The sequence below is a fragment of the Streptomyces bicolor genome, from assembly GCF_000719285.1.
Lineage (GTDB): Bacteria > Actinomycetota > Actinomycetes > Streptomycetales > Streptomycetaceae > Streptomyces > Streptomyces bicolor.
In genome coordinates, this window is sequence record NZ_JOFS01000048.1 from 21,161 (window position 1) to 42,799 (window position 21,639).

Annotated in this window: 22 protein-coding genes and 1 pseudogene; 12 read left to right on the top strand and 11 right to left on the bottom strand. The window is 71.5% G+C overall.

Annotated elements, in window-relative coordinates; all coding sequences use genetic code 11:
- Positions 1–45 precede the first annotated feature (45 nt).
- On the top strand, positions 46–1,524 hold the full coding sequence (locus tag IF78_RS0138900) for an MFS transporter (protein WP_031478899.1): 1,479 nt from the start codon (positions 46–48) through the stop codon (positions 1,522–1,524).
- 13 nt (positions 1,525–1,537) lie between these two features.
- On the opposite strand, the gene IF78_RS0138905 is transcribed toward IF78_RS0138900, so the two are convergent.
- Together IF78_RS0138905 and IF78_RS0138910 are read right to left on the bottom strand one after the other, a co-directional pair.
- On the bottom strand, positions 1,538–2,113 hold the full coding sequence (locus tag IF78_RS0138905; RefSeq protein ID WP_031478897.1) for a hypothetical protein: 576 nt from the start codon (positions 2,111–2,113) through the stop codon (positions 1,538–1,540).
- 83 nt (positions 2,114–2,196) lie between these two features.
- The gene (locus tag IF78_RS0138910) at positions 2,197–2,754 is read right to left on the bottom strand and encodes a DinB family protein (protein ID WP_031478895.1); all 558 of its coding nucleotides are present in this window, start codon (positions 2,752–2,754) and stop codon (positions 2,197–2,199) included.
- A gap of 153 nt (positions 2,755–2,907) precedes the next feature.
- Between IF78_RS0138910 and IF78_RS0138915 the strand changes: the two genes are divergently transcribed.
- A complete protein-coding gene (locus tag IF78_RS0138915; RefSeq protein WP_031478893.1) occupies positions 2,908–3,735 on the top strand; it encodes a helix-turn-helix domain-containing protein in 828 nt (275 codons plus the stop codon).
- A gap of 126 nt (positions 3,736–3,861) precedes the next feature.
- Entirely contained in the window at positions 3,862–4,935 is a 1,074-nt protein-coding gene (locus IF78_RS0138920; protein WP_031478891.1) for a methyltransferase, read from the top strand.
- 492 nt (positions 4,936–5,427) lie between these two features.
- Here the strand turns inward: IF78_RS0138920 and IF78_RS0138930 are convergent, their stop codons facing one another.
- The 4 genes from IF78_RS0138930 to IF78_RS0138945 all read right to left on the bottom strand — a co-directional run bounded on the left by IF78_RS0138930 (position 5,428) and on the right by IF78_RS0138945 (position 9,161).
- Positions 5,428–6,231 carry a hypothetical protein gene (locus tag IF78_RS0138930; RefSeq protein ID WP_031478889.1) on the bottom strand — a complete coding sequence of 268 codons (804 nt, stop codon included), beginning with the start codon at positions 6,229–6,231 and terminating at the stop codon, positions 5,428–5,430.
- A gap of 162 nt (positions 6,232–6,393) precedes the next feature.
- Positions 6,394–7,239, bottom strand: a complete 846-nt coding sequence (locus IF78_RS0138935) for an aldo/keto reductase (RefSeq protein WP_031478887.1) — start codon at positions 7,237–7,239, stop codon at positions 6,394–6,396.
- A gap of 26 nt (positions 7,240–7,265) precedes the next feature.
- Positions 7,266–8,201, bottom strand: coding sequence for an N-acetylmuramic acid 6-phosphate etherase (murQ, locus tag IF78_RS0138940; protein ID WP_031478885.1), 936 nt, complete (start codon positions 8,199–8,201; stop codon positions 7,266–7,268).
- Positions 8,202–8,243: 42 nt separating this feature from the next.
- The gene (locus IF78_RS0138945; protein ID WP_031478883.1) at positions 8,244–9,161 is read right to left on the bottom strand and encodes a MurR/RpiR family transcriptional regulator; all 918 of its coding nucleotides are present in this window, start codon (positions 9,159–9,161) and stop codon (positions 8,244–8,246) included.
- A gap of 55 nt (positions 9,162–9,216) precedes the next feature.
- Between IF78_RS0138945 and IF78_RS0138950 the strand changes: the two genes are divergently transcribed.
- Together IF78_RS0138950 and IF78_RS0138955 are read left to right on the top strand one after the other, a co-directional pair.
- Complete coding sequence (locus IF78_RS0138950) at positions 9,217–9,603, top strand: hypothetical protein (protein ID WP_031478881.1); 387 nt, start codon at positions 9,217–9,219, stop codon at positions 9,601–9,603.
- Positions 9,604–9,682: 79 nt separating this feature from the next.
- Complete coding sequence (locus IF78_RS0138955) at positions 9,683–10,009, top strand: DUF4031 domain-containing protein (RefSeq protein ID WP_078662763.1); 327 nt, start codon at positions 9,683–9,685, stop codon at positions 10,007–10,009.
- On the opposite strand, the gene IF78_RS0138960 is transcribed toward IF78_RS0138955, so the two are convergent.
- The 3 genes from IF78_RS0138960 to IF78_RS0138970 all read right to left on the bottom strand — a co-directional run bounded on the left by IF78_RS0138960 (position 9,985) and on the right by IF78_RS0138970 (position 12,343).
- Positions 9,985–10,458, bottom strand: coding sequence for a carboxymuconolactone decarboxylase family protein (locus IF78_RS0138960; RefSeq protein ID WP_031478877.1), 474 nt, complete (start codon positions 10,456–10,458; stop codon positions 9,985–9,987). The genes IF78_RS0138955 and IF78_RS0138960 overlap by 25 nt on opposite strands.
- A 100-nt stretch (positions 10,459–10,558) precedes the next feature.
- On the bottom strand, positions 10,559–11,665 hold the full coding sequence (locus tag IF78_RS0138965) for a GNAT family N-acetyltransferase (RefSeq protein WP_031478875.1): 1,107 nt from the start codon (positions 11,663–11,665) through the stop codon (positions 10,559–10,561).
- Positions 11,666–11,692: 27 nt separating this feature from the next.
- Entirely contained in the window at positions 11,693–12,343 is a 651-nt protein-coding gene (locus tag IF78_RS0138970) for an HD domain-containing protein (protein WP_031478874.1), read from the bottom strand.
- 269 nt (positions 12,344–12,612) lie between these two features.
- On the opposite strand from IF78_RS0138970, the gene IF78_RS0138975 reads away from it, so the two are divergent.
- The 5 genes from IF78_RS0138975 to IF78_RS0138995 all read left to right on the top strand — a co-directional run bounded on the left by IF78_RS0138975 (position 12,613) and on the right by IF78_RS0138995 (position 16,201).
- Positions 12,613–13,287 carry a maleylpyruvate isomerase family mycothiol-dependent enzyme gene (locus IF78_RS0138975; RefSeq protein ID WP_031478873.1) on the top strand — a complete coding sequence of 225 codons (675 nt, stop codon included), beginning with the start codon at positions 12,613–12,615 and terminating at the stop codon, positions 13,285–13,287.
- Positions 13,288–13,411: 124 nt separating this feature from the next.
- Complete coding sequence (locus tag IF78_RS0138980; RefSeq protein WP_031478872.1) at positions 13,412–14,110, top strand: copper homeostasis protein CutC; 699 nt, start codon at positions 13,412–13,414, stop codon at positions 14,108–14,110.
- Positions 14,111–14,181: 71 nt separating this feature from the next.
- Positions 14,182–14,514, top strand: coding sequence for a hypothetical protein (locus IF78_RS0138985; protein ID WP_031478871.1), 333 nt, complete (start codon positions 14,182–14,184; stop codon positions 14,512–14,514).
- On the top strand, positions 14,511–15,905 hold the full coding sequence (locus tag IF78_RS0138990) for a hypothetical protein (protein WP_234439763.1): 1,395 nt from the start codon (positions 14,511–14,513) through the stop codon (positions 15,903–15,905). The genes IF78_RS0138985 and IF78_RS0138990 overlap by 4 nt, the downstream gene beginning before the upstream one ends.
- Positions 15,902–16,201 carry a hypothetical protein gene (locus tag IF78_RS0138995; RefSeq protein WP_158751636.1) on the top strand — a complete coding sequence of 100 codons (300 nt, stop codon included), beginning with the start codon at positions 15,902–15,904 and terminating at the stop codon, positions 16,199–16,201. The genes IF78_RS0138990 and IF78_RS0138995 overlap by 4 nt, the downstream gene beginning before the upstream one ends.
- A gap of 21 nt (positions 16,202–16,222) precedes the next feature.
- Here IF78_RS0138995 and IF78_RS0139000 read toward each other — a convergent pair whose 3' ends face one another.
- A complete protein-coding gene (locus IF78_RS0139000; protein WP_031478868.1) occupies positions 16,223–18,283 on the bottom strand; it encodes a HelD family protein in 2,061 nt (686 codons plus the stop codon).
- Positions 18,284–18,567: 284 nt separating this feature from the next.
- On the opposite strand from IF78_RS0139000, the gene IF78_RS0139005 reads away from it, so the two are divergent.
- Entirely contained in the window at positions 18,568–18,750 is a 183-nt protein-coding gene (locus IF78_RS0139005) for a hypothetical protein (RefSeq protein WP_031478867.1), read from the top strand.
- A gap of 128 nt (positions 18,751–18,878) precedes the next feature.
- Positions 18,879–19,601: pseudogene (locus IF78_RS47020) on the top strand (glycosyltransferase 87 family protein); the annotation flags it as partial.
- Between the two features lie 275 nt (positions 19,602–19,876).
- Here the strand turns inward: IF78_RS47020 and IF78_RS0139015 are convergent.
- Positions 19,877–21,520: a DNA repair helicase XPB gene (locus IF78_RS0139015; RefSeq protein WP_031478865.1), complete on the bottom strand. Its 1,644-nt coding sequence runs from the start codon at positions 21,518–21,520 to the stop codon at positions 19,877–19,879.
- Positions 21,521–21,639: the final 119 nt, after the last annotated feature.

The window sequence follows — 21,639 nt, forward strand, 5'->3', positions numbered from 1 at the left end:
CCGGGCAGGTGTGCCCCGCGCTCGTACGCCGACGGAGGCACCGCCATGTCCGAAAGCCCTGCCCCTCCCGCCGAGGCCGGGGGCTCGGCCCCGCCGCGGCCGAACGCCGTGGTGGCGGTGCTGGCCTTCGCCGGGATCGTCGTCTCGCTGATGCAGACGCTGGTCATCCCGATCGTCCCGGAGCTGCCCGGGCTGCTCGACGCCCCCGCGTCGGACACCGCCTGGGCGGTCACGGCGACGCTGCTCGCGGCGGCCGTGGCGACGCCCGTGATGGGACGGCTCGGGGACATGTACGGCAAGCGGCGGATGCTGCTGGTCAGCGTAGTGCTGCTGGTGAGCGGCTCCGTGGTCTGTGCCCTGAGTGAGTCGCTGGTGCCGATGATCGTCGGACGGGTGCTCCAGGGTCTGGCCTCCGGTGTGATCCCGCTCGGCATCAGCATCATGCGCGACGAACTGCCCGCCGAGCGCCTCGGCTCCGCGACCGCGCTGATGAGCGCATCCCTCGGCATCGGCGGCGCGCTCGGGCTGCCCGCCGCCGCGCTCATCGCGGACAGCTTCGACTGGCACGTGCTGTTCTGGACGTCGGCCGGGATGGGTGTCGTGGCGCTGGTGTGCGTGCTGCTGCTCGTGCCGGAGTCGAAGGTGCGCACGGGCGGGCGCTTCGATCTGGTCGGCGGGACAGGCATGGCGGCCGGGCTGGTCTGCCTGCTCCTCGGCATCTCCAAGGGCGCCGACTGGGGCTGGGGCAGTGGCACGACGCTCGGCCTGTTCGCGGCGGCGGTCGTGATCCTGCTCGCCTGGGGCTGGTGGGAGCTGCGCATCGAGCAGCCGCTGGTCGACCTGCGGACGACGGCCCGGCGTCAGGTGCTGGTCACCAACCTGGCCTCGATCGCGGTGGGCTTCGCGATGTTCGCGATGAGCCTGGTCATCCCGCAGATCCTCCAGCTCCCCGCGCAGACGGGCTACGGCCTCGGCAAGTCGATGCTGGTGGCGGGCCTGTGCATGGCGCCGTCGGGTCTGGTCATGATGGCCACGGCCCCGGTGTCCGCGGCGATATCCCGGGCCAAGGGCCCGAAGGTCACGCTGATGATCGGTGTCCTGATCGTGGCCGCCGGCTACAGCCTCAACATCGTCCTGATGTCCGAGGTCTGGCACTTCATCCTGGTGGCCTGCGTCATCGGCGCCGGTGTCGGCTTCGGCTACGGCTCGATGCCCGCGCTCATCATGGGCGCCGTGCCCGCGTCGGAGACGGCCGCCGCGAACAGCCTCAACACGCTGATGCGGTCCCTCGGTACGTCCACGGCGAGTGCGGTCGCGGGCGTGATCCTCGCCCAGATGACGACCGACCTCGGCGGGTACGCCCTCCCGTCCGAGAACGCCTTCAAGGTGGTCCTGGCGGTGGGCGCCGGCGCCGCGCTGCTGGCCTTCGTGGTGGCTTCGTTCATCCCGCGGCAGGCGGTGGCCGCGGGCGGGGAGCCGGTGGCTGAGGGCGCGGCCGAGCAGGTGGGGGCGGCGGCGAAGTAGTGGCTGGTGGTACCTACAGGTTCCCCAGCGGCTCGATGTCGACCTTCACCGGCGTGCCCCAGACGCGCAGTACCTCGTAGTCGGTGAACTCGTGCACCAGCCGGTAGGCCATGGCGGGGCGCGGGCCGCGGCGCTGGGCGGCGAGATAGAGCTCGGCCTCGCGGCGGTCGCGGCGCGGGGTGCCGCAGAGCTGCCACTCCTGGCCGTTCCACAGCTCCGGCAGCCAGCGCTGCTGGGGCTGGGGGCGGTCACCCCGGACGCCGTAGCGGGAGGGCGCCGTGTGCTCGGGGGAGCGGGGGACGGCGGGGCCGGTGCCGTTGAACTCGGAGCGGCGGGCGGCTCGGCGGCGGGTCTCGCAGAGCAGGCAGAGGTCGGGGGCGGCGGTGTCGACCGGGCCGTTCGGGTGCTCCGGGCAGCGGGTGGTCGGCGCGGCGCCGGTGACGCTCTCGTCGAGGAGGTCGAGGGCGCGGCGGAGGTCGGCCTTGACCTCGTGGAGTCTGGCGTCCGGGGTGTCGGCGGTGAGGGACTCACCGTGCTCGCCGAGTAGGCGCAGGGCTCGGCCGAGGGCGGTCAGCTGGGCGTGGTTCATAGGTGCCAGTGTGCCCCCGCAGGCGTCGGTGCACTGCGGGGGCCGGTCGTCGCTTCGGGTCCGGTCGGCGCGCTCCGGTCCGGTCAGCCCATGCTCTTCGCGCCGTCCAGGGACTCGCGGAGGAGGTCGGCGTGGCCGGCGTGCTGGGCGGTCTCGGCGATGATGTGCAGCAGGACCCTGCGGGCCGACCACTGGGCGTCGGGCTCGAACCAGGGGGCCTTGGGCAGCGGGTGGGCGGCGTTCAGGTCGGGCAGGGACGCGACCAACTCGTCGGTGCGGCGGGCCACTTCGGCGTAGTCGGCCAGGACGCCCTCCAGCGTCTCGCCGGGCAGCATGCGGAACTCGGCGACGCGGGCGGCCCAGTCCTCCTCGGTCATGGTGGTGAAGTCGCCCATGGCCGACGGGCCGTGCTGGATGAAGTCCACCCAGCCCCGCTCCACCGACGCGACGTGTTTGATCAGGCCGCCGAGGCAGAGTTCGCTGGCGGTGGTGCGCTGTCCGGCCTGCTCGTCGGTGAGGTCGCGGGTCGTGAAGCGCAGGAAGTGGCGGTGCTTGGCCAGGGCTTCGAGGAGGTCGGCGCGCTCGTCGGTGACGTCGGTGGCGGTGGCGGCGGCGGTGGTGGCGCTGGTGGTGTCCTGCATGTCTCGGCCCTCCATGGATTCCTGTTCCATCGGTCGAGACTCACGTTAGAAGGCATTGAGGTCAGGTTCTGACCTCTATGCCTGGCCCGCTGGACTGGGTCCGGCGGAATTTTCGTCCAAGACAGGATCGCCGAACTCGGCGACCGTAGAGGCATGCGCCGCCACCAGATGGGGTCCGCCCCCGTGCATCGCGAGGCCGAGGACGGCTGGGAGGTCGCCGTCCCTGTCGGCCGCCCGGCCCTCGACGGCGTCCGGATGGCCGGGTTCCGGGACCGCGTAGCCGCCGGGCTGGACATGCGGGTGCTTCCGCAGCCCGCCGTGGTCGTCGTCATCGGGCTCGGGGACGACCCGATGACGGTGCGGAGCGGCGCCGCGTCCCGGCCCGCGCGGAGCCTCGTAGCGTCGCTGTCGCCCGGCCCCGCCCGCATCCGCGGTGAGCGGGTCGAGTGCGTCGAGGTGTGCCTGTCACCGCGGGCGGCCTATGCGGTGCTGGGTGTCTCTCCGCGCGAACTGGACGGGACCGTCACCGGGCTCGAGGACCTGTGGGGGCGGCATGAGCGGCTCCTGCGCGAGCGGTTGGCCGACGCGGGGACGTGGCGGGAACGGCTCGGGTTGACGGACGAGTTCCTCGCTGAGCGGGCTGCGGGAGCGCCTTCGATGTCCCCGGAGGTCGCCGCCGTATGGGACACCATCGTGGCCCGTCGAGGCCGGGTGCGGGTGGCTGACCTCGCGGCCTCCTGCGGGTGGAGCCGCAAGCGGCTGTGGTCCAGGTTCAGCGCGCAGATCGGCCTCACCCCGAAGCGCGCCGCGATGCTGGTCCGCTTCGATCACGCCGCCCGGGCGCTCTGCGCCGGCGCGAGCATCAGTGACGTCGCGCTGGCCTGCGGATACGCCGACCAGCCGCATCTCCATCGGGACGTACTCGCCCTCGCGGGATGTACGCCGGGCGCGCTGGCCGGCATGGCTACGTCGGCGGGCTAGTCCGGTGCCGTAGCCATGCCGGCCGGCGCCTTGCGGGTTCACCGCGCCGTAGGTGCACCTTCCGGGTCCGCCGCGCCGTAGTCGCATCACACCCCCGTTTCCACCACCCACGAAAGGAAGCCGCCCGTGACGAACACGGCCGACACCGACGTCCGAGCACCCGACACCACTGACCGCGACCTGATAGTCCGGCTCGCCTTCGGCAGCATGGCCGCGCAAACCCTGCGCGCGGCAGTGCGGTTGGGGGTGCCCGTGCTGCTCGGCGAGACCCCGCGCCCGGCCGCCGAGGTGGCCGTCGCCGCCGGGACCGAGCCCCAGCCCATGACCCGACTGCTGCGTGCCCTGGCCGGCCTGGGCCTGCTGACGGAACACGCTCCCGACACCTTCTCGATGACCCCCGCGGGCGCCCTCCTCGACCCGGGCCACCCCGACTCCCTGACGTCGTTCGTGCGGATGTTCACCGAGCCGGCGATCGTACGCGCCTGGGAGCACCTCGACAGCAGTGTGCGCACCGGTGAGATCGCCTTCGACACCGTCTTCGGCACGGACTTCTTCAGTCACCTCGGCCAACACCCAGAGCTGTCAGCGGAGTTCAACGCGGCGATGAGCCAGGCCGTCGCGGAGACCGCCGCCGCGCTGCCGCGCGCCTTCGACTTCGGCCGGTTCACCAGGGTCACGGACGTCGGCGGGGGCGACGGCACGCTCCTGGCCGCCGTACTCGACGCCCATCCGCACCTCACCGGCGTGGTCCTCGACACGACGCAGGGCCTGGCCGAGGCTCCGAGGACGCTGGAGCGGCACGGCCTGACGGACCGCTGCTCACCGGTCGCCGGGGACTTCTTCAGGGGCGTCCCCGAAGGCTCCGACCTCTACCTGATGAAGAGCATCCTGCACAACTGGACGGACGACCAGGCGGTCACGATCCTGCGCCACTGCCGCGAGGTGCTGCCCCCTGGCGGGCTCGTCCTGATCGTGGAGCCGGTGCTGCCCGAAGTCGTCGACACCGGGGCCGGAGCCGAGGTCACAGACGGCGGGGTCACCTATCTGAGCGACCTCAACATGCTGGTGAACGTGGGCGGCCGGGAGCGCACCCGGCGGGACTTCGAGGAGGTGTGCCGCCGGGCGGGCCTGTCCCTCACCTCGGTCACCCCGCTCAAGGAAGCCGCGCCGTTCTCCCTCATCGAGGCCGTGGCGGACTGACCGCTGATTCACACCCCAAGCCGGCCTCTCCTCGACGACGTGCCGGGCGGTGAGCACCAGACGTGGAGCGATCAGGTACCCGGTCCCGATGCTGTCGGACCCGGTGTCGTCGCCGCCCCGGATGAGGACGAGTCGTCGACGGTCCAACTCAGACCTCGTCGTTCCAGGATCCCGACTGCCGACGGCCGATCTCGGGGTTGGTTCCTCCGGCGGCCCGGTCCTTGATCTGCAACTTCACGGTCAGCTTGTGGCCCGGGTCGTCCGAGCCGCGTGGGCAGCAGTGTGCCAACTGGTGGGGCGCATCGCCAAAGCCCCTCCGCAGCAGGGAGGTTGATCTCGCGCACGCCGTCGGTCGACAGGCTGGACGACCTGGCCCTCGGCGAGTTCCAGCCGTAGCCGCAGGGCGACGTGCGCCGGCGTGGCGTCGGGTTCCGAAGACGGCTCGGAACCCGACGCCTGAGCGCTCGGGCGGCATTCGGCCGCCCACAGGCGTCAGCCGAGCTTGGTCGCCTGCGCCTCGATCACGGCGGTCGGCTGCTCGAACGCCTCGCCGCGGGTGACCGAGGCGATGTTGAAGGACGAGAAGCCCGCGAGCGTGGTGCCCTGTCGGAAGACGACGACCTTGGTCTCGCCGGGGGTGCCGTCCTGCTTCGTGGCCACCGTCCAGGCGACGGCGTCCTCGCCGGCCGAGACCTTCTCCTCGCTGACCTTGGTGACCTGCTGCTTCTCCCCGTCGATCGTCATGGAGAAGCCCCCGGCGCACTTCTTGCCGGCCTCGCGCAGCGCGGCGAGCGCCTGCTCGGCGCCGTCGGCCTCGTAGGACCACAGGGAGGTCATCGTCTTGGTGATGTCGAGCGAGTCGAGGGTCGCCGCGGCGGCCTCCTCCTCCGTCATCTCCGCGAGCTCCTCCAGGGAGGGCATCTCCTTCTTGGCCGCCTCGGGCTCCTGGACCACGAGTCGCTGGACGCTCGCCGCCGGCTTGCCCGCCGGCAGGGCCGACAGCACCTGACCGACGGGGTCGCACTCGGCCTTGTCGACGGACACGGAACCGGGCTCGAAGACGTCCGCCTTCCCCGGCTTCGTGATCTCGTGGCCCTTCACATCGCCCTTGGCGACCACGAGCTTCTCCAACTCGGCGGCGGTGAGCGCCTTCGCCGCCGGCTTGTCGGAGTTGGTGCCGCCCTTGGCCCCCTGGTCGTCACCGCCCTGCTCGCCGCCACCGCAGGCGGTGACCAGAAGCGCGAGGGAGACCGCGGAAGCGGTCAGGACGGTACGACGAATGGCAGTGGCCGACATGGTGCTTCTCCCGTGCTCAACGCCCTGCGCCCGGTTGCGGCGCAGAGTTCACGGAGGCAAGACCAACGTGACCGGGGCAGGGTTGTGCGCGGCCTGAGGGTTTCTGTGGCCGGCTTGACGCAGGGGACGAACGCCGACGGCGCGACGCCCGGAATGCTCGCCTCAGTCCGATTCGGCGGCGCGATTCAGCCGGTCGTACTGCTCCCGGGTGAGCCGCACGGCGTCCGCCCCGAGGTTCTCCTCCAGGTGCGCGACGCTCGACGTCCCCGGAATCGGGAGGATCACCGGGGAGTGGGCGAGGAGCCAGGCGAGGACGACCTGGGTCGGCGTGGCGTCGACCTCCCCCGCCACCGCGGCGATCTCCGACGACCGCGCCCCGGACGTGCCCGCCGCCACCGGCCGCCACGGCAGGAACGCGATGTCCGCCGCCTCACAGGCCTTCACTACGGGTTCGTGCTCGCGGTCCAGGAGGTTGTAGCGGTTCTGGACGCTCGCGATGTCGACGACCGACAGCGCTTCGGCGAGCTCCTCGGCCGTCACCTCCGACAGGCCGATCCGCCCGATCTTGCCCTCGTCGCGCAGGTCGCGCAGCGCGCCGAGCTGGTCGGCGAGCGGTACGCCCGGGTCCAGGCGGTGCAGTTGGAGCAGTTCGATGCGGTCCAGGCGCAGCCGGCGCAGGGCCTCGTCGACCTGGGCGCGCAGATCGTCCGGCTCGCCGGCGTGCCGCCAGCCCTCACCGAACGTCGTGTGCCGGATGCCGACCTTCGTGGCGATCACGAGGCCTTCCGGGTACGGGTGCAGGGCCTCGGCGAGGAGATCCTCGTTCGCTCCCCAGCCGTACAGATGCGCCGTGTCGATCAGCGTGACGCCCAGTTCGACCGCGCGCCGGGCCACCGCGACGCAGGCCGCGCGGTCCTCGGCGGATTCGGGCCGCAGGTGCATGGCCCCGAACCCGAGCCGTCGTACTTCCAGATCGCCGCCGATGCGGAACGTCGTCGGTGCCGTCATACGGCCACGCTAACAGCGCGGTCGGCTCAGTTCCCCGCCCTTTTCAGCGCGGTCCGCAGCCGGCCGCCCGCCCCCGACAGCAGTCCGGTGGCCGTCGGCCCGTCCACGCCGGCCAGCAGAACCAGGATCGCCGTCTTGACCTCGCCGCCCGCCTCGGTCAGGGCCCGCTCGATGTCGGCGTCGGCCGCGCCCGTGGCCAGGGCGACGATACGGCGGGAGCGGGCGCGCAGCTTGTCGTTGGAGGCGCGGACGTCGACCATCAGGTTCCCGTACGTCTTGCCCAGCCGGATCATCGTGATCGTCGACAGCATGTTGAGGACCAGCTTCTGCGCGGTGCCGGCCTTCAGCCGGGTCGAGCCGGTCAGCAGCTCCGGGCCCACGACGATCTCGATGCCGTGCTCGGCCGCCGCGGCGAGCGCGCTGTCCGGGTTGCAGGACAGCCCGACCGTCAACGCGCCCCGCTCCCGGGCGTGTTGGACCGCGCCGATCGCGTACGGGGTGCGCCCGGATGCGGAGACGCCGACGACCGTGTCGGCGGAGGTGAGCGCGAGGGCTTCGAGGTCGGCGCGGGCGAGGTCCGCGGAGTCCTCGGCACCCTCGACCGAGTTGACCATCGCCTCCGGCCCGCCCGCGATGAGCCCGACCACCTGACCCGGCTCGGTGTTGAAGGTGGGCGGGCACTCGGAGGCGTCGAGGACGCCGAGCCGCCCGGCGGTGCCCGCGCCCGCGTAGATGAGGCGCCCGCCGTGTGCCATCCGCTCCGCGATGGCGTCGATGGCGGCGGCGATCTGGGGGAGGCGCGAAACCACGGCGGCGGGCACCGAGGCGTCCTCGCCGTTCATGAGCCGGGCGATGTCGAGGGTGGGGAGCTGGTCGATCTCGGCGAGCTCGGGCCGGAAGGCCTCGGTGGTCAGGGCGTCCAACTCGGCGCGGAGATCACGGGGGTTGGATGTGGAGGTCATGGGGTGCGGCTCTTTCTCATGTGCACGGTCGGGCCTACGGTCCTATCGGCGATGCCGATGTGCCAGCGCCTCGTACGACGCGGCCAACGCGGGCGCCGCCGTCTCATAGGTCCGCTGGGCCACCCCCACGAACAGGCAGTCCACCACCAGCAACTGACTGGTCCGCGATGACATCGCCGCAGGCCGCAGCTCACTCTCCCGCGCCGTGGACGTCGTAAGGATGTGATCGGCGTACTGAGTCACGGGCCCGTCCGGCCGCCCGGTGATGGCAACCGTCGTGGCCCCGTGCTCGAACGCGACCCGCAACGGCTCGATGACGTCACCGGTGGACCCGGAGTGCGTGATGGCGATGGCCACGTCACCCGCCCGCAACTGCACCGCGTTCGTCACGGCGAGATGCGGATCACTGTGGGCTTGGGCTATCAGCCCTATCCGCAGCAGCTTCTGCGTCAGATCCTGCGCGACCAGCCCCGACGCCCCGACGCCGTACACATCGATACGGCGGGCCCCGGCGGCAGCCGACACCGCCGCTCCCAGCTGGCCCGTGTCGAGACCGGCGGCCGTGTCGGCGAGGGTCTGCTGCTCGTCGTAGGCGAGCTTGGCGACCACGTCGGCGATCGGGTCGTCCACCGCGATGTCGGTGGTGATGGCGGGGGCGCGGCCCGACTGCTGCTGGGCGGCGAGGCCGGCGAGGGCGAGGCGCAGGTCGCGGTAGCCGGGGTAGCCGAGGAGTCGGGCGGTGCGTACGACGGTGGCCTCGCTGGTGCCGGTGCGTTCGGCGAGGCCGGTGACCGTGAGGGCCGAGCAGCCCGCCGGGTCGTTCGCGACCGCTTCGGCGACGCGCTGCATGGAGCGGGTCATCGACGGGGCGAGGGTGCGCACCTTGGCCGCGAGGGCGGCGGGGGCGGGCGGGGGCCCTCCAGGACCGCTGCCGAAACTTTCCTTCACTTCCTGGGTCACGGATGAAAGATATTTTCGGCTCGGCGTTGTGGTCAAGAGTGCGCACAATGGGTCCATGGAACCCATCGGTCCGCTGGAACAGGCGCTGCACACGGCTCGCGCCCTGGTGCTCGCCGACCTGGTCGCGGGCGAGGTCGCCGAGGCGGACGTCGTCTCGCTGGTCGAGGAGTCGGTCGTACAGCGGCGCTGGTGGGTGGCGCAGTGGCCGGACGGGGCGGCGTACGTGGCCGGGCTCGTCGCCCAGGACGTACAGGACGCACTGCTGGACAACTACGGCCGCTGGCCGCTGTGCCCGGTGTGCCGCTCCGGCGAGCCGCACGCACTCGACATCGAGCCCGAGCTGGGGCCCGATCCGCACTGGGTGTGCCATGAGGCGGGGGTGCGGGTCGCGGCGGTCGGGGCGCTCGGATCCGCCATCACGGGCGGCGGGCCGTCCTCGTGAGGGAAACAGGCGTCCTGGTGGGGGAACAAGTCCTCCGCATGGGCGAACGGGTTGTCCCCGTGCGGGAAGACGCGCCGTCGTGACGATCTACATCGACCCGCCGACCTGGCCGGGCCACGGGCGGATGTGGTCGCACCTCGTCAGCGACGTGTCGTACGACGAGCTGCACACGTTCGCCGAGGAGCTGGGCGTGCCGCGCCGGGCTTTCGAGCGGGATCACTACGACATCCCCTCCCACCGGTACGCCGACGCCGTGCGCGCCGGTGCCGTGGAGGTCAGCAGCCGTGAGGTGGTGCGGTTGTTGCAGGGGGGCGGGGTTGCGCAGGCCGAAGGGGCGGGGACGGGGCTGACGCCCCCTCGGCCTCGCGTTCTCGGTCCCGGTCAGGCGAACTGGCCGGGCTGGTAGCTGCCCGCGGGCTGCTGGACCAGGACGTTCAGCCGGTTGAAGGTGTTGATGATGCCGATCAGGAGAACCAGGGCGCCGAGCTGCTCCTCGTCGTAGTGCTTGGCGGCGTTCTCCCAGACCTCGTCCGGGACCCCGCCGGCCGCGTCCGCGATGCGGGTGCCCTCCTCGGTGAGCTCCAGGGCGGCACGCTCTGCCTCGGTGAAGCAGGTGGCCTCCCGCCAGGTCGCCACCAGGTTGAGGCGCAGCCAGTCCTCGCCGGCGGCCACGGCGTCCTTGCTGTGCATGTCGGTGCAGAAGCCGCAGCCGTTGATCTGGCTGGCGCGCAGGGTAATCAGGTGCTGCGTGCTGACGGGCAGCGATGAGTCCTGCACCACCTTGCCGGCCGCGGCGAAGTGCTTGACGGCCTTGCCGATGGTCGGGTTCCCCAGGATGTTCAGGCGGGCGCTCATGGCCAACTCCTCTGCCGTTGTCGTCGGTTACGCAGATATGACGGAACGGCTCGGCGGGATGTGACGTGAGCGAAGGTGACGTGGGTCACGTGTGCGTGGCCTACCCCCTGCGGCGGATGTAGAGCCGGAGCGCCGGGTCCATGTCCCGCTCCTCGTGCGCGGTCCGCTCCTCCTCCACGGTCGCCCGTACGTAACCCGCGCGCGTGGCGACGCCCTGGGACGGAAGGTTGCCGGTGTCGATGGTCGCGCAGAGGAGCTGTACGTCGTCCCGGGCCAGGGACCACTCCGACAGTGCGCGCAGCGCCTCGCTCGCGTAGCCGCGTCCGCGCGCGCCTTCCACGAGGTCGTAGCCGACCTCGGCCCGGCCCTCCTCGTCGGGGGCGCCGTGGAAGCCCATGCCGCCGACCGCGAGGTCGTCCTCCTTCCGTACGAGGACGAACAGGCCGAACTCGGGCCGGTGCACGCCCGCCTCGTACGCCTTCAGCACCATCCCGGCGGCATCCCTCGTCCCCTCGAAGGGACCGCCCACGACCCACGAGAACCCGCCGTCACCGCCCGCGCTCAGGTCGGCGGCGGCCGCGGGGGTGACGCCCTGGAGGGTGAGGCGGTCGGTGGGGATGACCAGGTTGTTCTGCCAGCGCCACTCGGTGACGGGCCCGCGACCGGGCAGATCGCCGCGGCCGGTGGCCCACAGCAGGGTGCGCCAGTGGTCGGGGCCGGGCTGGACGCGCGGAAAGATCGTCGTGAGCACGAACTCGGGGAGTTCGGAGGGCGGTTCGTATGCCAGGCCGAGCCCCTCGGCGATGTCGTGCGTGTGGAGCAGCACCTCGGCGACGCCCATCGCGGCGAAGCCGTCGCGGTTCGCGCTGCGGAACGGGTAGGGGTGGAAGCCGCGCGCCTCGCGGGGGGTGATGCGGATGGTGGCGGTGAGCAATGCGCCGGTGGTCTCGATGACGTGGAGCAGGCCCTCGTTGTCGGTGCCCTCGTCGAGAGTGATCTCGAAGGGGACGTAGTCGTCCTGGGCGCGTCCGGCCAGGTTGGCGGCGTAGGCGATGAGGTCCTCCGCGATGTGGAACGCGGTGGCTTGGCAGTCCCACTCCAGCCGCCCGGCCCGGACGGCCGTCCAGTCCCGGTCCGCCGCCGTCCGCAGCAGTGCCACGCAGCCGGCCACGGCTTCCTGTACGCGTTCCCCGCTTATGTCTCGCATGCCGTGCAGGCTACGGCGGCGGGCTGGTCAGAGCGACAGCATTTCCAGCTCGGAGGAGAGGTTGTAGCGGGCCGTGGCCTCCCACTTCTCCTTGCCGTACGGCGTGCTGTACAGGCTTGGCAGAGCGAGGAGTTGGCGCAGGATCGCGGCGCGGCCCTCGCGGAAGGCGTCGTTCGGTACGAAGTGGTACTCCTCGCGGACGGCGGCCGTGTAGGCGGCGTACGCGGAGGGCGGCGCGGCGAGGATCGCGAGGTCGGCGTCGCACAGGACCTGGCCGTCGCGGTCGTCCGGAGCCGGGTCGTGGGTGGCGGTGAGGCGGACGAGGCGGGCCACCTCGGCGGTCCGCTCCGCGGGGACACCGGCCTCGGGGAGCGCGCGCTCGGCGAGCCGGGCGGAGCGCTCCTCGTTCTCTGAGCGGTCGGGGAGGTACACCGCGTCGTGGAACCAGGCGGCGAGACGTACGACGTCCGGGTCGTCGGCGTGTTCGGCCAGCTCGTCGATGTGGTCCAGGACCGCGGTGAGGTGGGTGAGCGTGTGGTAGCGGCGCTGGGGTTCCTGCCAGCGGGTGAGCAGGTTGTCGGCGTACGGGGCCGGGTCGGGGTTGGTGGTGGGGCGGACCGCGTCGATGGCTCGGGTGAAGCGGGTGCGGAGGGCGTCGAGGGCGTGGGGATCGGCCATGGCGTCATTGTGACGCGCGCGGTGGCGTCCTCCCGGGCGGGTGCGCGGGCCCCTAGGTCCTGTCGTCAAATTCCCGTCGTCCGCCCGAAGGGCCGGGCGGGCGGCCTCGCGCGGGGGCACCCCCATCGCGTCGCCCGCCGCGGAAGCGGCTGATCGACACGGCTCCTCCGCCTTGCAGCCGGCCGCACCAGACCCCGCTCACCTGCGCTGATGAGGTGCCGTTCCGTGCAGCCGGCCTGATCCGCCGGACAGGCCCTAGCGTGGACGCCATGACTTCTGCTGACGTGCACGAGGTACGGGATCCCGAGCTGCCGGGGCGGTTGCTGGTCGTCGAGCGGGACGCGCTGGTTCCGTTGTTGCGGGCGCGGGCGGACGCCGACTTCGCGTTGCCGACCGCCGCGTGTCCGGGGTGGTCGGTGCGGGATGTGCTGGCGCACTGTTCGGCCGCGTTGATGCGGGTGGTGGAGAACCGGTTCGAGAAGGGCGTGTTCTCGCCCGAGTCCAACGACCGGGACATCGCCGAGCGCGCCGGCTGGAGCAACGCGCGGGTCGTCGACGAGCTGGAGCGCGGGATGACCGAGGCCGGTCCGGTGATCGCCAAGGCGGGCGGGGCGCTGGACGGCATCGCCCTCGGGGAGTGGGTGCACGCCGGGGACGTACGGGAGGTGCTCGGTGAGCCGGGGGCGTACGCGGGTGCCGGGCTGCCGGACGCGCTCCGGCTGCTCGCGTGGCTGACCCGGGAGCGCCGGCATGTGCCTCTGCATGCCGACCTGGACGACGTCGACGAGCCCCTGCGCCTTGGTGAGGCGGCCGCCCCACGGCCGCCGGCGCGGTACATCGGGTCCGCCGCCACGCTCGTACGGCTGTATGCGGGGCGGCCGGTGGAGGGGGCGTCGTACGAGCTCGCGGGGGCGGAGGCGGGGGAGCTGAACATCTTCGGGTGACCGTTCCGGCGACCGTCGGGAGTCGGCCAAGTGGGCGGCCCTCCTCCGCTGCGGCTGCTCCACCCCGTACCCTTGGATTGGACTAGACCTGTAGCCGCCGTCGAATGCCGAGGAATGGGGTCCCATGAGCAAGCGTGCAGTCCTGGAGGTGATCGCCCTCGGGGTCGAGGACGCGGTCGCCGCCCAGGCCGGGGGTGCGGATCGGCTGGAACTGGTCACCGACATGGCGGCCGACGGGCTGACCCCGGCGGTCGAGACCGTCGCCGGGATCCGCGCCGCCGTCGGCATCGATCTGCGCGTGATGCTGCGGCTCGCGGACGGCTTCGCGGTGGGGGACGTCGAGCGGGTGGTGCGGATGGCTCGTGCGATGCGGAGCGCCGGGGCCGAGGAGTTCGTGCTCGGGTTTCTCGATGTCGATGGCGGGGTGGATCTGGAGGCCGTCGAGCGGGTGGTGGGTGAGCTGGACGGGTGCCGGTGGACCTTCCATCGGGCCATCGACCGGGCCGCGGACCGGGACGCGCTGCGCAAGCAGCTGGATGGAATGCCGGGGCTGGACACGTATCTCACGGCCGGGTCGGCGGTGGGGGTGGATGACGGGCTTCCCACGTTGCTCGCCGAGGCGGCGCGGAGTGGGGAGCCCGGGTATGAGCAGCGGATTCTGGTGGGGGGCGGACTGCGGCTCGATCATGTGCCGACGCTGCTCGTCGCCGGGATCGACGCGTTCCACATCGGCGGGGCGGCGCGGCCCGAGGGCTGGGACGGTCCGGTTTCGGTGGAGGCCGTGGCCGAGTGGCGGGAGGCGTTGGACGAGGGGCTGCGGTAGGGGGCGTGGACCCGGCCGTACGTCCGCTCCCGGCCTGGACGGGCGTGGCATGAACTTGTCACTATTTGCGTATGACAAGTGGCTTCTCGGCTGAAACCCCGTCGATCGACGGCAGTGCGCATCTGTTGCTCGAGATGGCGTCCCTGCTCCACGCGGGCCGCCTCGACGGAGACGCCGGCACGATGGCGCGCTCACCCCGCTCGCATCCCGAAGTCGGCCGGAAGGTCGAGGAGTTCGCGCGCTTCGCGGACGACCAGTATCAGGACCTGGTGACCCTGCTGACCGCGCTGTCCACGAAACTGCGCGCCACGGGTTCGGCGTATGTACAGGTGAACGGAACGGTCCAGGCCGATCTGGACCGCATTCTCGCCGACGGCCGATACGTGGCCCCGAAGGACCGGTGACCGAGACCGCCATGACGACGTACCACGCCGATGTGGAGTTCCTGGAGGACTGCAACCCCGCGCTGATCGAGCGCAACGCCCAGGAGTTCACCCGCATGCGCGACTTGCTGGACTCCGTCGAGGACCCGGTGAAACGGGCGAAGGACGGCACCCGGTGGGAGAGCGTGCACCGGGAGTCCTACGACGAGCGGTTGGTGCAGGTCGCCTCGCTGGTCCGAGGGCTGTCCGACGGATTCGGGAAGGCGCGAGGCGCGCTGCTCGGATACGCGGACGCGGTGGCGGACGCCAAACAGCACCTGGAGACCGGCATCCAGCACGAGACACGCCTGGACCAGCTGGTCGCCTCGGTGGCGACGGCCGTCACGCGTACCGCGCAGGCCGCCGAGCCGATGCGGCGGTGGGAGGACATCCGTGAGACCACGGGGTTCCTCGACTGGATCGCCGAGATCGGGGTGGACGCGGACGCCATCCGGAAGGACGCCGAGCGCGAGTACGGCGCGGCGGAGGCGGCCTTCGCCCGCGCCCGGAGCATCGAGGAGAACGCACGCCGGGACTGCCTGGGCCGGCTGCGGACGGCGTACGCCGACCTGCCGGACTTCCGGGGCGGTGACTTCAAGGACGGTCAGGACGTCATCGGCTGGATCGCCCCGATGATCGAGGAGGCGGCACAGGCCGCCCGCATCGACGGCGACACCCGGCTGCCGGGCGGCGACCTGCGCAAGAACCCGTTCCCCGGCGCCGGCGACGCGCGCGTCTCTCCCGCACTCCAGGACATCCGCAACCAGCTCAAGAGCCTGCCGGAGGGCGACAGCCTCTGGCTGCTGGACGAGTTCGGCGGCCGCGAACGGTGGATCGGCAACAACAAGGAGCTGATCAACGCGGCGGCACAGCAGACCGGCCTGCCCCCGGACATGGTCGCCGGGATCGCGTGGAAGGAGATCGGCGGCAAGCCGTATGTCCTGGACAGCCTCACGGAGACCGCCCGGGAGGCGGCCGAGGGATGGGCGAGCCCCGTCATTCCCGACAACCTGCCGGGACCGCTGGCGGGCGACCGGGACAACACCTCGTACGGGCCCATGGCAGTACAGATCCGGCGCGCGGCGGAAGTGCTGGGCTACGATCCGGACCGGCTGAACGAGGACCAGCGCGACGAGATCCGCGGGGCGCTGAAGGACCCGGCGCAGAACCTGTTCATCGCCTCGAAGTACCTGGCGAACCTGAAGGCGGAGAGCGAGTTCGCCGATGTACCGGCCGATCGGATGACGGCGGCCCAGTACCGCGAGCTGGCCGCACGCTACAACGGCGGCCCGTACTACCAGAGCGAGCAGGCACAGGCGTACGCCGACGACTTCGAGAGGCACCGCGGCGAAGCGGGGCGGGCACTGCGGTGAGGAGACGTGCGAGGGCGAGCGCCACCGTCCTGGTGGCGCTCAACGGCCTGGCGCTGTGCCTGGTGGGCCTGGCCTACTACTTCATGCCGCAGTACCGCCTGGACCGCGACACCCTGGACAGCGCGGGCACCTGCGCCCTCCTCGGCGCCTGCACCGGAGGGCTCGCCCTGCTGCTCACCTGGCCGACCGTTGCCGCCGGATGGCTCAGGCGGGGGTGGTACCTGGTGCCGCTCGGCCTGTCGGTGCTCGCCGTGGTCCGCTATCTGTACCTGGATGTGGCGTACGACGCCTGGTAGCGCCCATCGCAAGGCGTCCCGTCAGCCTCCCAGTTGAGCCGGCAGCGGCGCCCCGTGCACGACGATCAACCCCGACACCGCTCGTGTCAGCGCCACGTACAACCGCCGCAGTCCCGTCCGCTCGTCCGGCTCGCCGTCCACCACCGCCCGGGGCTCGTCCAGTACGACATAGTCGTACTCCAGGCCTTTCGCGAGCGATGCCGGGACCAGCGTCAGGCGGGTCCGTTCCGTCGTCTCCTCACCGGGGCCCAAGTAGCCGATGCCCTCCGCCCCGAGCGCCTCCGACAGTGCCGGAATCCGCGCGTCGGCGGCGATCAGGCCCACCGACCCCTCGTTCTCCAGCAACTCCCGGCAGGCGGCGACGACTTCACCCGTGTCCGCCGCCGAACGCACCTCGAAGAACCCGGGGTTCTCACGGATCGACGCCACCGGCGTCAGGCCCGGGGCGATGTACGGCAGGAGGCGGGAGGCGTAGGTGATGACGTCGGTCGGGACGCGGAAGCCGGCCGTGAGTTCCTCGATGACGCCGTCCGACTTGCCGAGGTGGGCCAGCGCCTCGTCCCAGCTCCGGGTCGCCCAGGGCGTCGTGCCCTGCGCCAGGTCGCCGAGGACCGTCGCCGAACCGGTCGTGCAGCGGCGGCCAACCGCCCGGTACTGCATGGGGGAGAGGTCCTGCGCCTCGTCGATGACGACATGGCCGAGGGACGGGGTGCGGGAGAGGAGGTCGGCAGCTTCATCGATCAGCACCGCGTCCGCGGCCGACCACTTGGCGGACTTCACCGACCGCGCCGGCTTCGCCCACAGGATCGTCTTCTGCTCGTCCTCGTCGAGGATCCCGGCCGCGTGCTCGGCCAGGAAGTCGGCGTCGGCGAGCAGGCGCAGCACCAGTTTCGCCGGGTCGACCGGCGGCCAGATCTCCTTGACGGCCGCCTTCACCGCGCTGTTGCGGGCCACCGCGTCCTGCACCCGGTCGTCCGGCGCCTCGCCCGACCGCTCCATCTGCACCAGCACTGCGTGCGCGATGCGCTGCGGAAGGGCCTCGCGGGCGGCGCCGTAGCGGATGTCGCGGGCGAGCAACTCGCGGGCGATCTCCTCGAGTTCGTATGCCGGGACGCGCCAGCGACGTGATCCCCGTACCACGACCACCGCCTCCGTCGGCATGGTCACATGCGAGTAGACGGCCCGCCGTAGCACCTCCGCCATTCTCGCGTCTCCCTTGATCACCGCGGCCGCCGCGTCGTCGGTGCCGCGCACCTCCACATGGGCGACCAGGTCGTCCACCGTGGCCTGGCGGACCGTCAACTCGCCCAGCGCCGGGAGCACCTGCTCGATGTAGTGCAGGAAGGACTTGTTCGGCCCGATGACGAGCGTGCCGGTGCGGGCGAGCCGCTCGCGGTGGGCGTACAGCAGATACGCCACCCGGTGCAGGCCCACCGCCGTCTTCCCGGTGCCGGGGCCGCCCTGCACACACACGGTGCCGCCGAGCCCGGACCGTACGATCTCGTCCTGCTCGGGCTGGATGGTCGCCACGATGTCCCGCATCGGGCCGACGCGCGGGCGCTCGATCTCCTGCTGGAGCAGCTTGCTGGTGCGGGCGGCCTCGGCCGGGTCGGACAGGTGCTCGTCCTCGTACGCCGTCAGATCGCCGCCCGTGTAACCGAAGCGGCGGCGCAGCGCGATGTCCATCGGGTCCTTCTTGGACGCCCGGTAGAACGGCTGGGACACCGGCGCCCGCCAGTCGATGACCATCGGGTCGCCCTCGGCGTCGTGCACGTGCCGACGCCCGATGTAGAAGCGCTCGCCCTCCGCGCCTTCCGCCCCCTCGGCCCCGGGAGCGTGCAGATAGTCGAGCCGGCCGAAGAACAGCGGGGTGTCGCTGAGGTCGGCCAGCGCCTTGATGCGCTCGTCGATCTGGTGGGCGAGGACTTCGGCGTTGACCCAGTTCGCGGTGACGTCGCTGATGTCGAGGGACTCGACGTCCTCGCGCATGGCACGCAGGGCGGCGCGGGACTCGGCGAGGTGGGAGCGCTCTCGGGAGAGCGGGTCGAGGGGGTCGAGTGGGTCGTCGACGGGCGTGGACAAGGCGGTGCCTCCGGAGGGCCTGCGAGAGAGACGGGTGGCGCTGCGATGTGCCGACCGGTTTCCGTCCGGGCGGCGGCGCTCCGTGAACGGAGGCGGGCAAGAGCGGAGATTTTAGGTGAGTGCCCTCCTCGGATGCCAACGGATTTTCCACCCCTTGTGCGACCCCTAGGGGACGCGGCCCTCCCCCTGGGGGTAGGGGGTACGTCCGGAGGCGTACGGGGGAATCCGGGGCTTGGCACCGCAGACCGATGCGTACTTCGTGCCTGCGAATCCATCATGGAGACATGAGCGCAGCAACCATCCACCCAGCCCCCATGGGCCCCCGAGGAGCGACAGCGCTCCAGGGGAGCAAGCATCGCCATCGCCTCGGCGAAGCCCTGCGTGCCGTCAGGGTGTTCGCAGGTGCGGCCTTCGACGTGATCATCCTCGGTGAGTACGGCGAGGAAGCGGGCGTCCGCCACAAGTAACCGTCTAGGGTCACCGGGTGACCCGCCGATCACATTCCGCAACCAATCCCGCCGATCTCGCCCTTCTCGCCGTTTCCGCCCTCTCCGTCACGTGTTTCACGGCCCTCTGCCTCCACCAGCACCTCCCGATGGCCGACGCGCTGGTCTACCGGGCCGAAGGACGGGCGGTCCTGCGCGGCGGCGCCGACCTCTACGGCTTCACGGTCACCGAGTGGCACCTCCCCGCCACCTATCCGCCCTTCGCGGCACTCCTCTTCGTGCCGACGGCGCTGGTCCCCGTCGCCGCCCTCAAGGCGGTCTTCCTGGCGGGCAACGCGCTCCTGCTCGCCGCCCTCGTCCACCTCTGCGCGCGCCTGGCCGACCTGACCCTCCGCCTCCCGGTCTTCTGCGCCACCACGGCCCTGGCCCTGTGGCTGGAACCGGTCTTCCAGACCGTCCTGTTCGGCCAGATCAACCTCGCCCTGGCCTGCCTGGTCCTGTGGGACCTGACCCGGCCGCCGGGCGCGCGCGGCAAGGGCACGGCCGTCGGTGTCGCCGCCGGGATCAAGCTCACCCCGGTGATCTTCATCGGGTACCTGCTGCTGCGCGGGCGCCCACGGGAGGCGGGCGCGGCGACCGCGGCCTTCGTGGGGACGGTCGCGCTCGGCGCCCTCGCCCTGCCCTCGGCGAGCCTCGACTTCTGGACCCGCCGCCTCTACGAGACGGACCGCGTGGGCAAGGTCTGGATCATCGACAACCAGTCCCTGCGGGGGCTGATCGCCCGGGCCCTGGGCGATCCGGCGCCGGGCGTCCTGGCCTGGGCCCTGCCCTGCGCGGCGATCGCGCTCACGGGCCTCTGGCTGACCGCACGGGTCACCGACGAGCGCCACGCCATTGTGCTCACGGCGTTCACCGCGCTGCTGATCTCGCCGATCAGCTGGTCGCATCACTGGGTGTGGTGCGTCCCGCTGATCGCCGTACTCCTGGCGGACGGCCGTACGCGACTGGCTTGCGCGGTCGTCGCGCTCTTCACGGCCCGCACGATGTGGCTGCTCCCGCACGAGGGCGACCTGGACCTCCGACTGCCCTGGTGGCAGCAGCCGTTGGCGTCGCCCTACCCGGTCCTGGCCCTCGCCCTCCTGGCCGCCTACTCCCCCGCGAGGATCTCGTCGGCGTCCACGATCCGGTACGCGTATCCCTGCTCAGCCAGGAAGCGCTGGCGGTGGGCGGCGAAGTCCTGGTCGATCGTGTCGCGGGCGACGACCGAGTAGAAGTGGGCCTGGTGGCCGTCGGCCTTCGGCCGCAGCACCCGCCCCAGCCGCTGCGCCTCCTCCTGCCGCGACCCGAAGGTGCCCGAGACCTGGATGGCGACCGTGGCCTCCGGCAGGTCGATGGAGAAGTTGGCGACCTTGGACACGACGAGCACGCTGATCTCGCCCTCGCGGAAGGCGTCGAAGAGCTTCTCGCGCTGGGCGTTGGAGGTCTCGCCCTTGATGACCGGGGCGTTCAGGTGCTCGCCCAGTTCGTCGAGCTGGTCGATGTACTGGCCGATCACCAGGATCTGCTGCCCGGCGAACTTGCGGACGATGGCCTCGGTGACCTTGCGCTTGGTGTCGGTCGTCGCGCAGAACCGGTACTTCTCCTCCTGCTCGGCGGTGGCGTACGCGAGCCGCTCGGCGTCGGTGAGATTGACGCGGACCTCGACGCAGTCGGCGGGCGCGATGTACCCCTGCGCCTCGATCTCCTTCCACGGCGCGTCGAACCGCTTCGGGCCGATCAGCGAGAACACGTCCGACTCACGCCCGTCCTCCCGGACGAGGGTCGCGGTCAGTCCGAGCCGGCGCCGGGCCTGGAGATCGGCGGTGAACTTGAAGACGGGCGCGGGCAGCAGATGCACCTCGTCGTAGACGATGAGTCCCCAGTCCCGGGAGTCGAAGAGCTCCAGGTGCGGATAGACGCCCTTCCGCTTCGTCGTCAGCACCTGGTACGTGGCGATGGTGACGGGGCGGATCTCCTTGCGCGTCCCGCTGTACTCGCCGATCTCCTCCTCGGTGAGCGATGTCCGCTTCACCAGCTCGTGCTTCCACTGCCGGGCCGAGACGGTGTTCGTGACGAGGATCAGCGTGGTCGACTTCGCCTGCGCCATGGACCCGGCGCCGACGAGGGTCTTCCCGGCACCGCAGGGCAGGACGACGACCCCGCTGCCGCCGTGCCAGAAGTTCTCGACAGCCTGCTTCTGGTACGGCCTGAGCGCCCAGCCGTCCTCGGCCAGCTCGATCGGGTGCGCCTCGCCGTCGACGTACCCGGCGAGGTCCTCGGCCGGCCAGCCCAGCTTCAGCAGCGTCTGCTTGATCTGCCCGCGCTCGGAGGGGTGCACGGCGACGGTGTCCGGGTCGATGCGGTTGCCGACGAGCGGAGCGATCCGCTTCGAGCGCAGCACCTCCTCCAGGACCGGCCGGTCGGTGGTGGTGAGGACGAGGCCGTGCGCGGGGTGCTTGGAGAGCGTCAGGCGGCCGTACCGGTCCATCGTGTCGGCGATGTCGACCAGCAGCGCGTGCGGCACCGGGTAGCGGCTGTACGTCACCAGCGCGTCCACGACCTGCTCGGCGTCGTGCCCGGCCGCGCGCGCGTTCCACAGGCCCAGCGGCGTCACCCGGTAGGTGTGGATGTGCTCCGGCGCCCGCTCCAGTTCCGCGAACGCCGCGATCGCCCGACGGCAGTCGTCTGCCTGCTCGTGGTCGACCTCCAGGAGCAGTGTCTTGTCCGACTGGACGATCAGTGGTCCGTTCACGCGCGTCAGCCCTTCCGCTCGACCACTCGGCCAAACGTCCAGTGTGCCTGATCGTCCCCGGAGTCCTACAGGATGTCTTTTCATTCGTGTGAGTGGCGCGGTTTCACCTGTACGGCGGC

Coding starts and splice junctions, on each gene's coding strand:
- IF78_RS0138900 (WP_031478899.1), top strand. CDS start 46: ATGTCCGAAAGCCCTGCCCCTCCCGCCGAGGCCGGGGGCTCGGCCCCG.
- IF78_RS0138905 (WP_031478897.1), bottom strand. CDS start 2,113: ATGAACCACGCCCAGCTGACCGCCCTCGGCCGAGCCCTGCGCCTACTC.
- IF78_RS0138910 (WP_031478895.1), bottom strand. CDS start 2,754: ATGCAGGACACCACCAGCGCCACCACCGCCGCCGCCACCGCCACCGAC.
- IF78_RS0138915 (WP_031478893.1), top strand. CDS start 2,908: ATGCGCCGCCACCAGATGGGGTCCGCCCCCGTGCATCGCGAGGCCGAG.
- IF78_RS0138930 (WP_031478889.1), bottom strand. CDS start 6,231: ATGTCGGCCACTGCCATTCGTCGTACCGTCCTGACCGCTTCCGCGGTC.
- IF78_RS0138935 (WP_031478887.1), bottom strand. CDS start 7,239: ATGACGGCACCGACGACGTTCCGCATCGGCGGCGATCTGGAAGTACGA.
- murQ (WP_031478885.1), bottom strand. CDS start 8,201: ATGACCTCCACATCCAACCCCCGTGATCTCCGCGCCGAGTTGGACGCC.
- IF78_RS0138950 (WP_031478881.1), top strand. CDS start 9,217: ATGGAACCCATCGGTCCGCTGGAACAGGCGCTGCACACGGCTCGCGCC.
- IF78_RS0138960 (WP_031478877.1), bottom strand. CDS start 10,458: ATGAGCGCCCGCCTGAACATCCTGGGGAACCCGACCATCGGCAAGGCC.
- IF78_RS0138965 (WP_031478875.1), bottom strand. CDS start 11,665: ATGCGAGACATAAGCGGGGAACGCGTACAGGAAGCCGTGGCCGGCTGC.
- IF78_RS0138970 (WP_031478874.1), bottom strand. CDS start 12,343: ATGGCCGATCCCCACGCCCTCGACGCCCTCCGCACCCGCTTCACCCGA.
- IF78_RS0138975 (WP_031478873.1), top strand. CDS start 12,613: ATGACTTCTGCTGACGTGCACGAGGTACGGGATCCCGAGCTGCCGGGG.
- IF78_RS0138980 (WP_031478872.1), top strand. CDS start 13,412: ATGAGCAAGCGTGCAGTCCTGGAGGTGATCGCCCTCGGGGTCGAGGAC.
- IF78_RS0138985 (WP_031478871.1), top strand. CDS start 14,182: ATGACAAGTGGCTTCTCGGCTGAAACCCCGTCGATCGACGGCAGTGCG.
- IF78_RS0139005 (WP_031478867.1), top strand. CDS start 18,568: ATGAGCGCAGCAACCATCCACCCAGCCCCCATGGGCCCCCGAGGAGCG.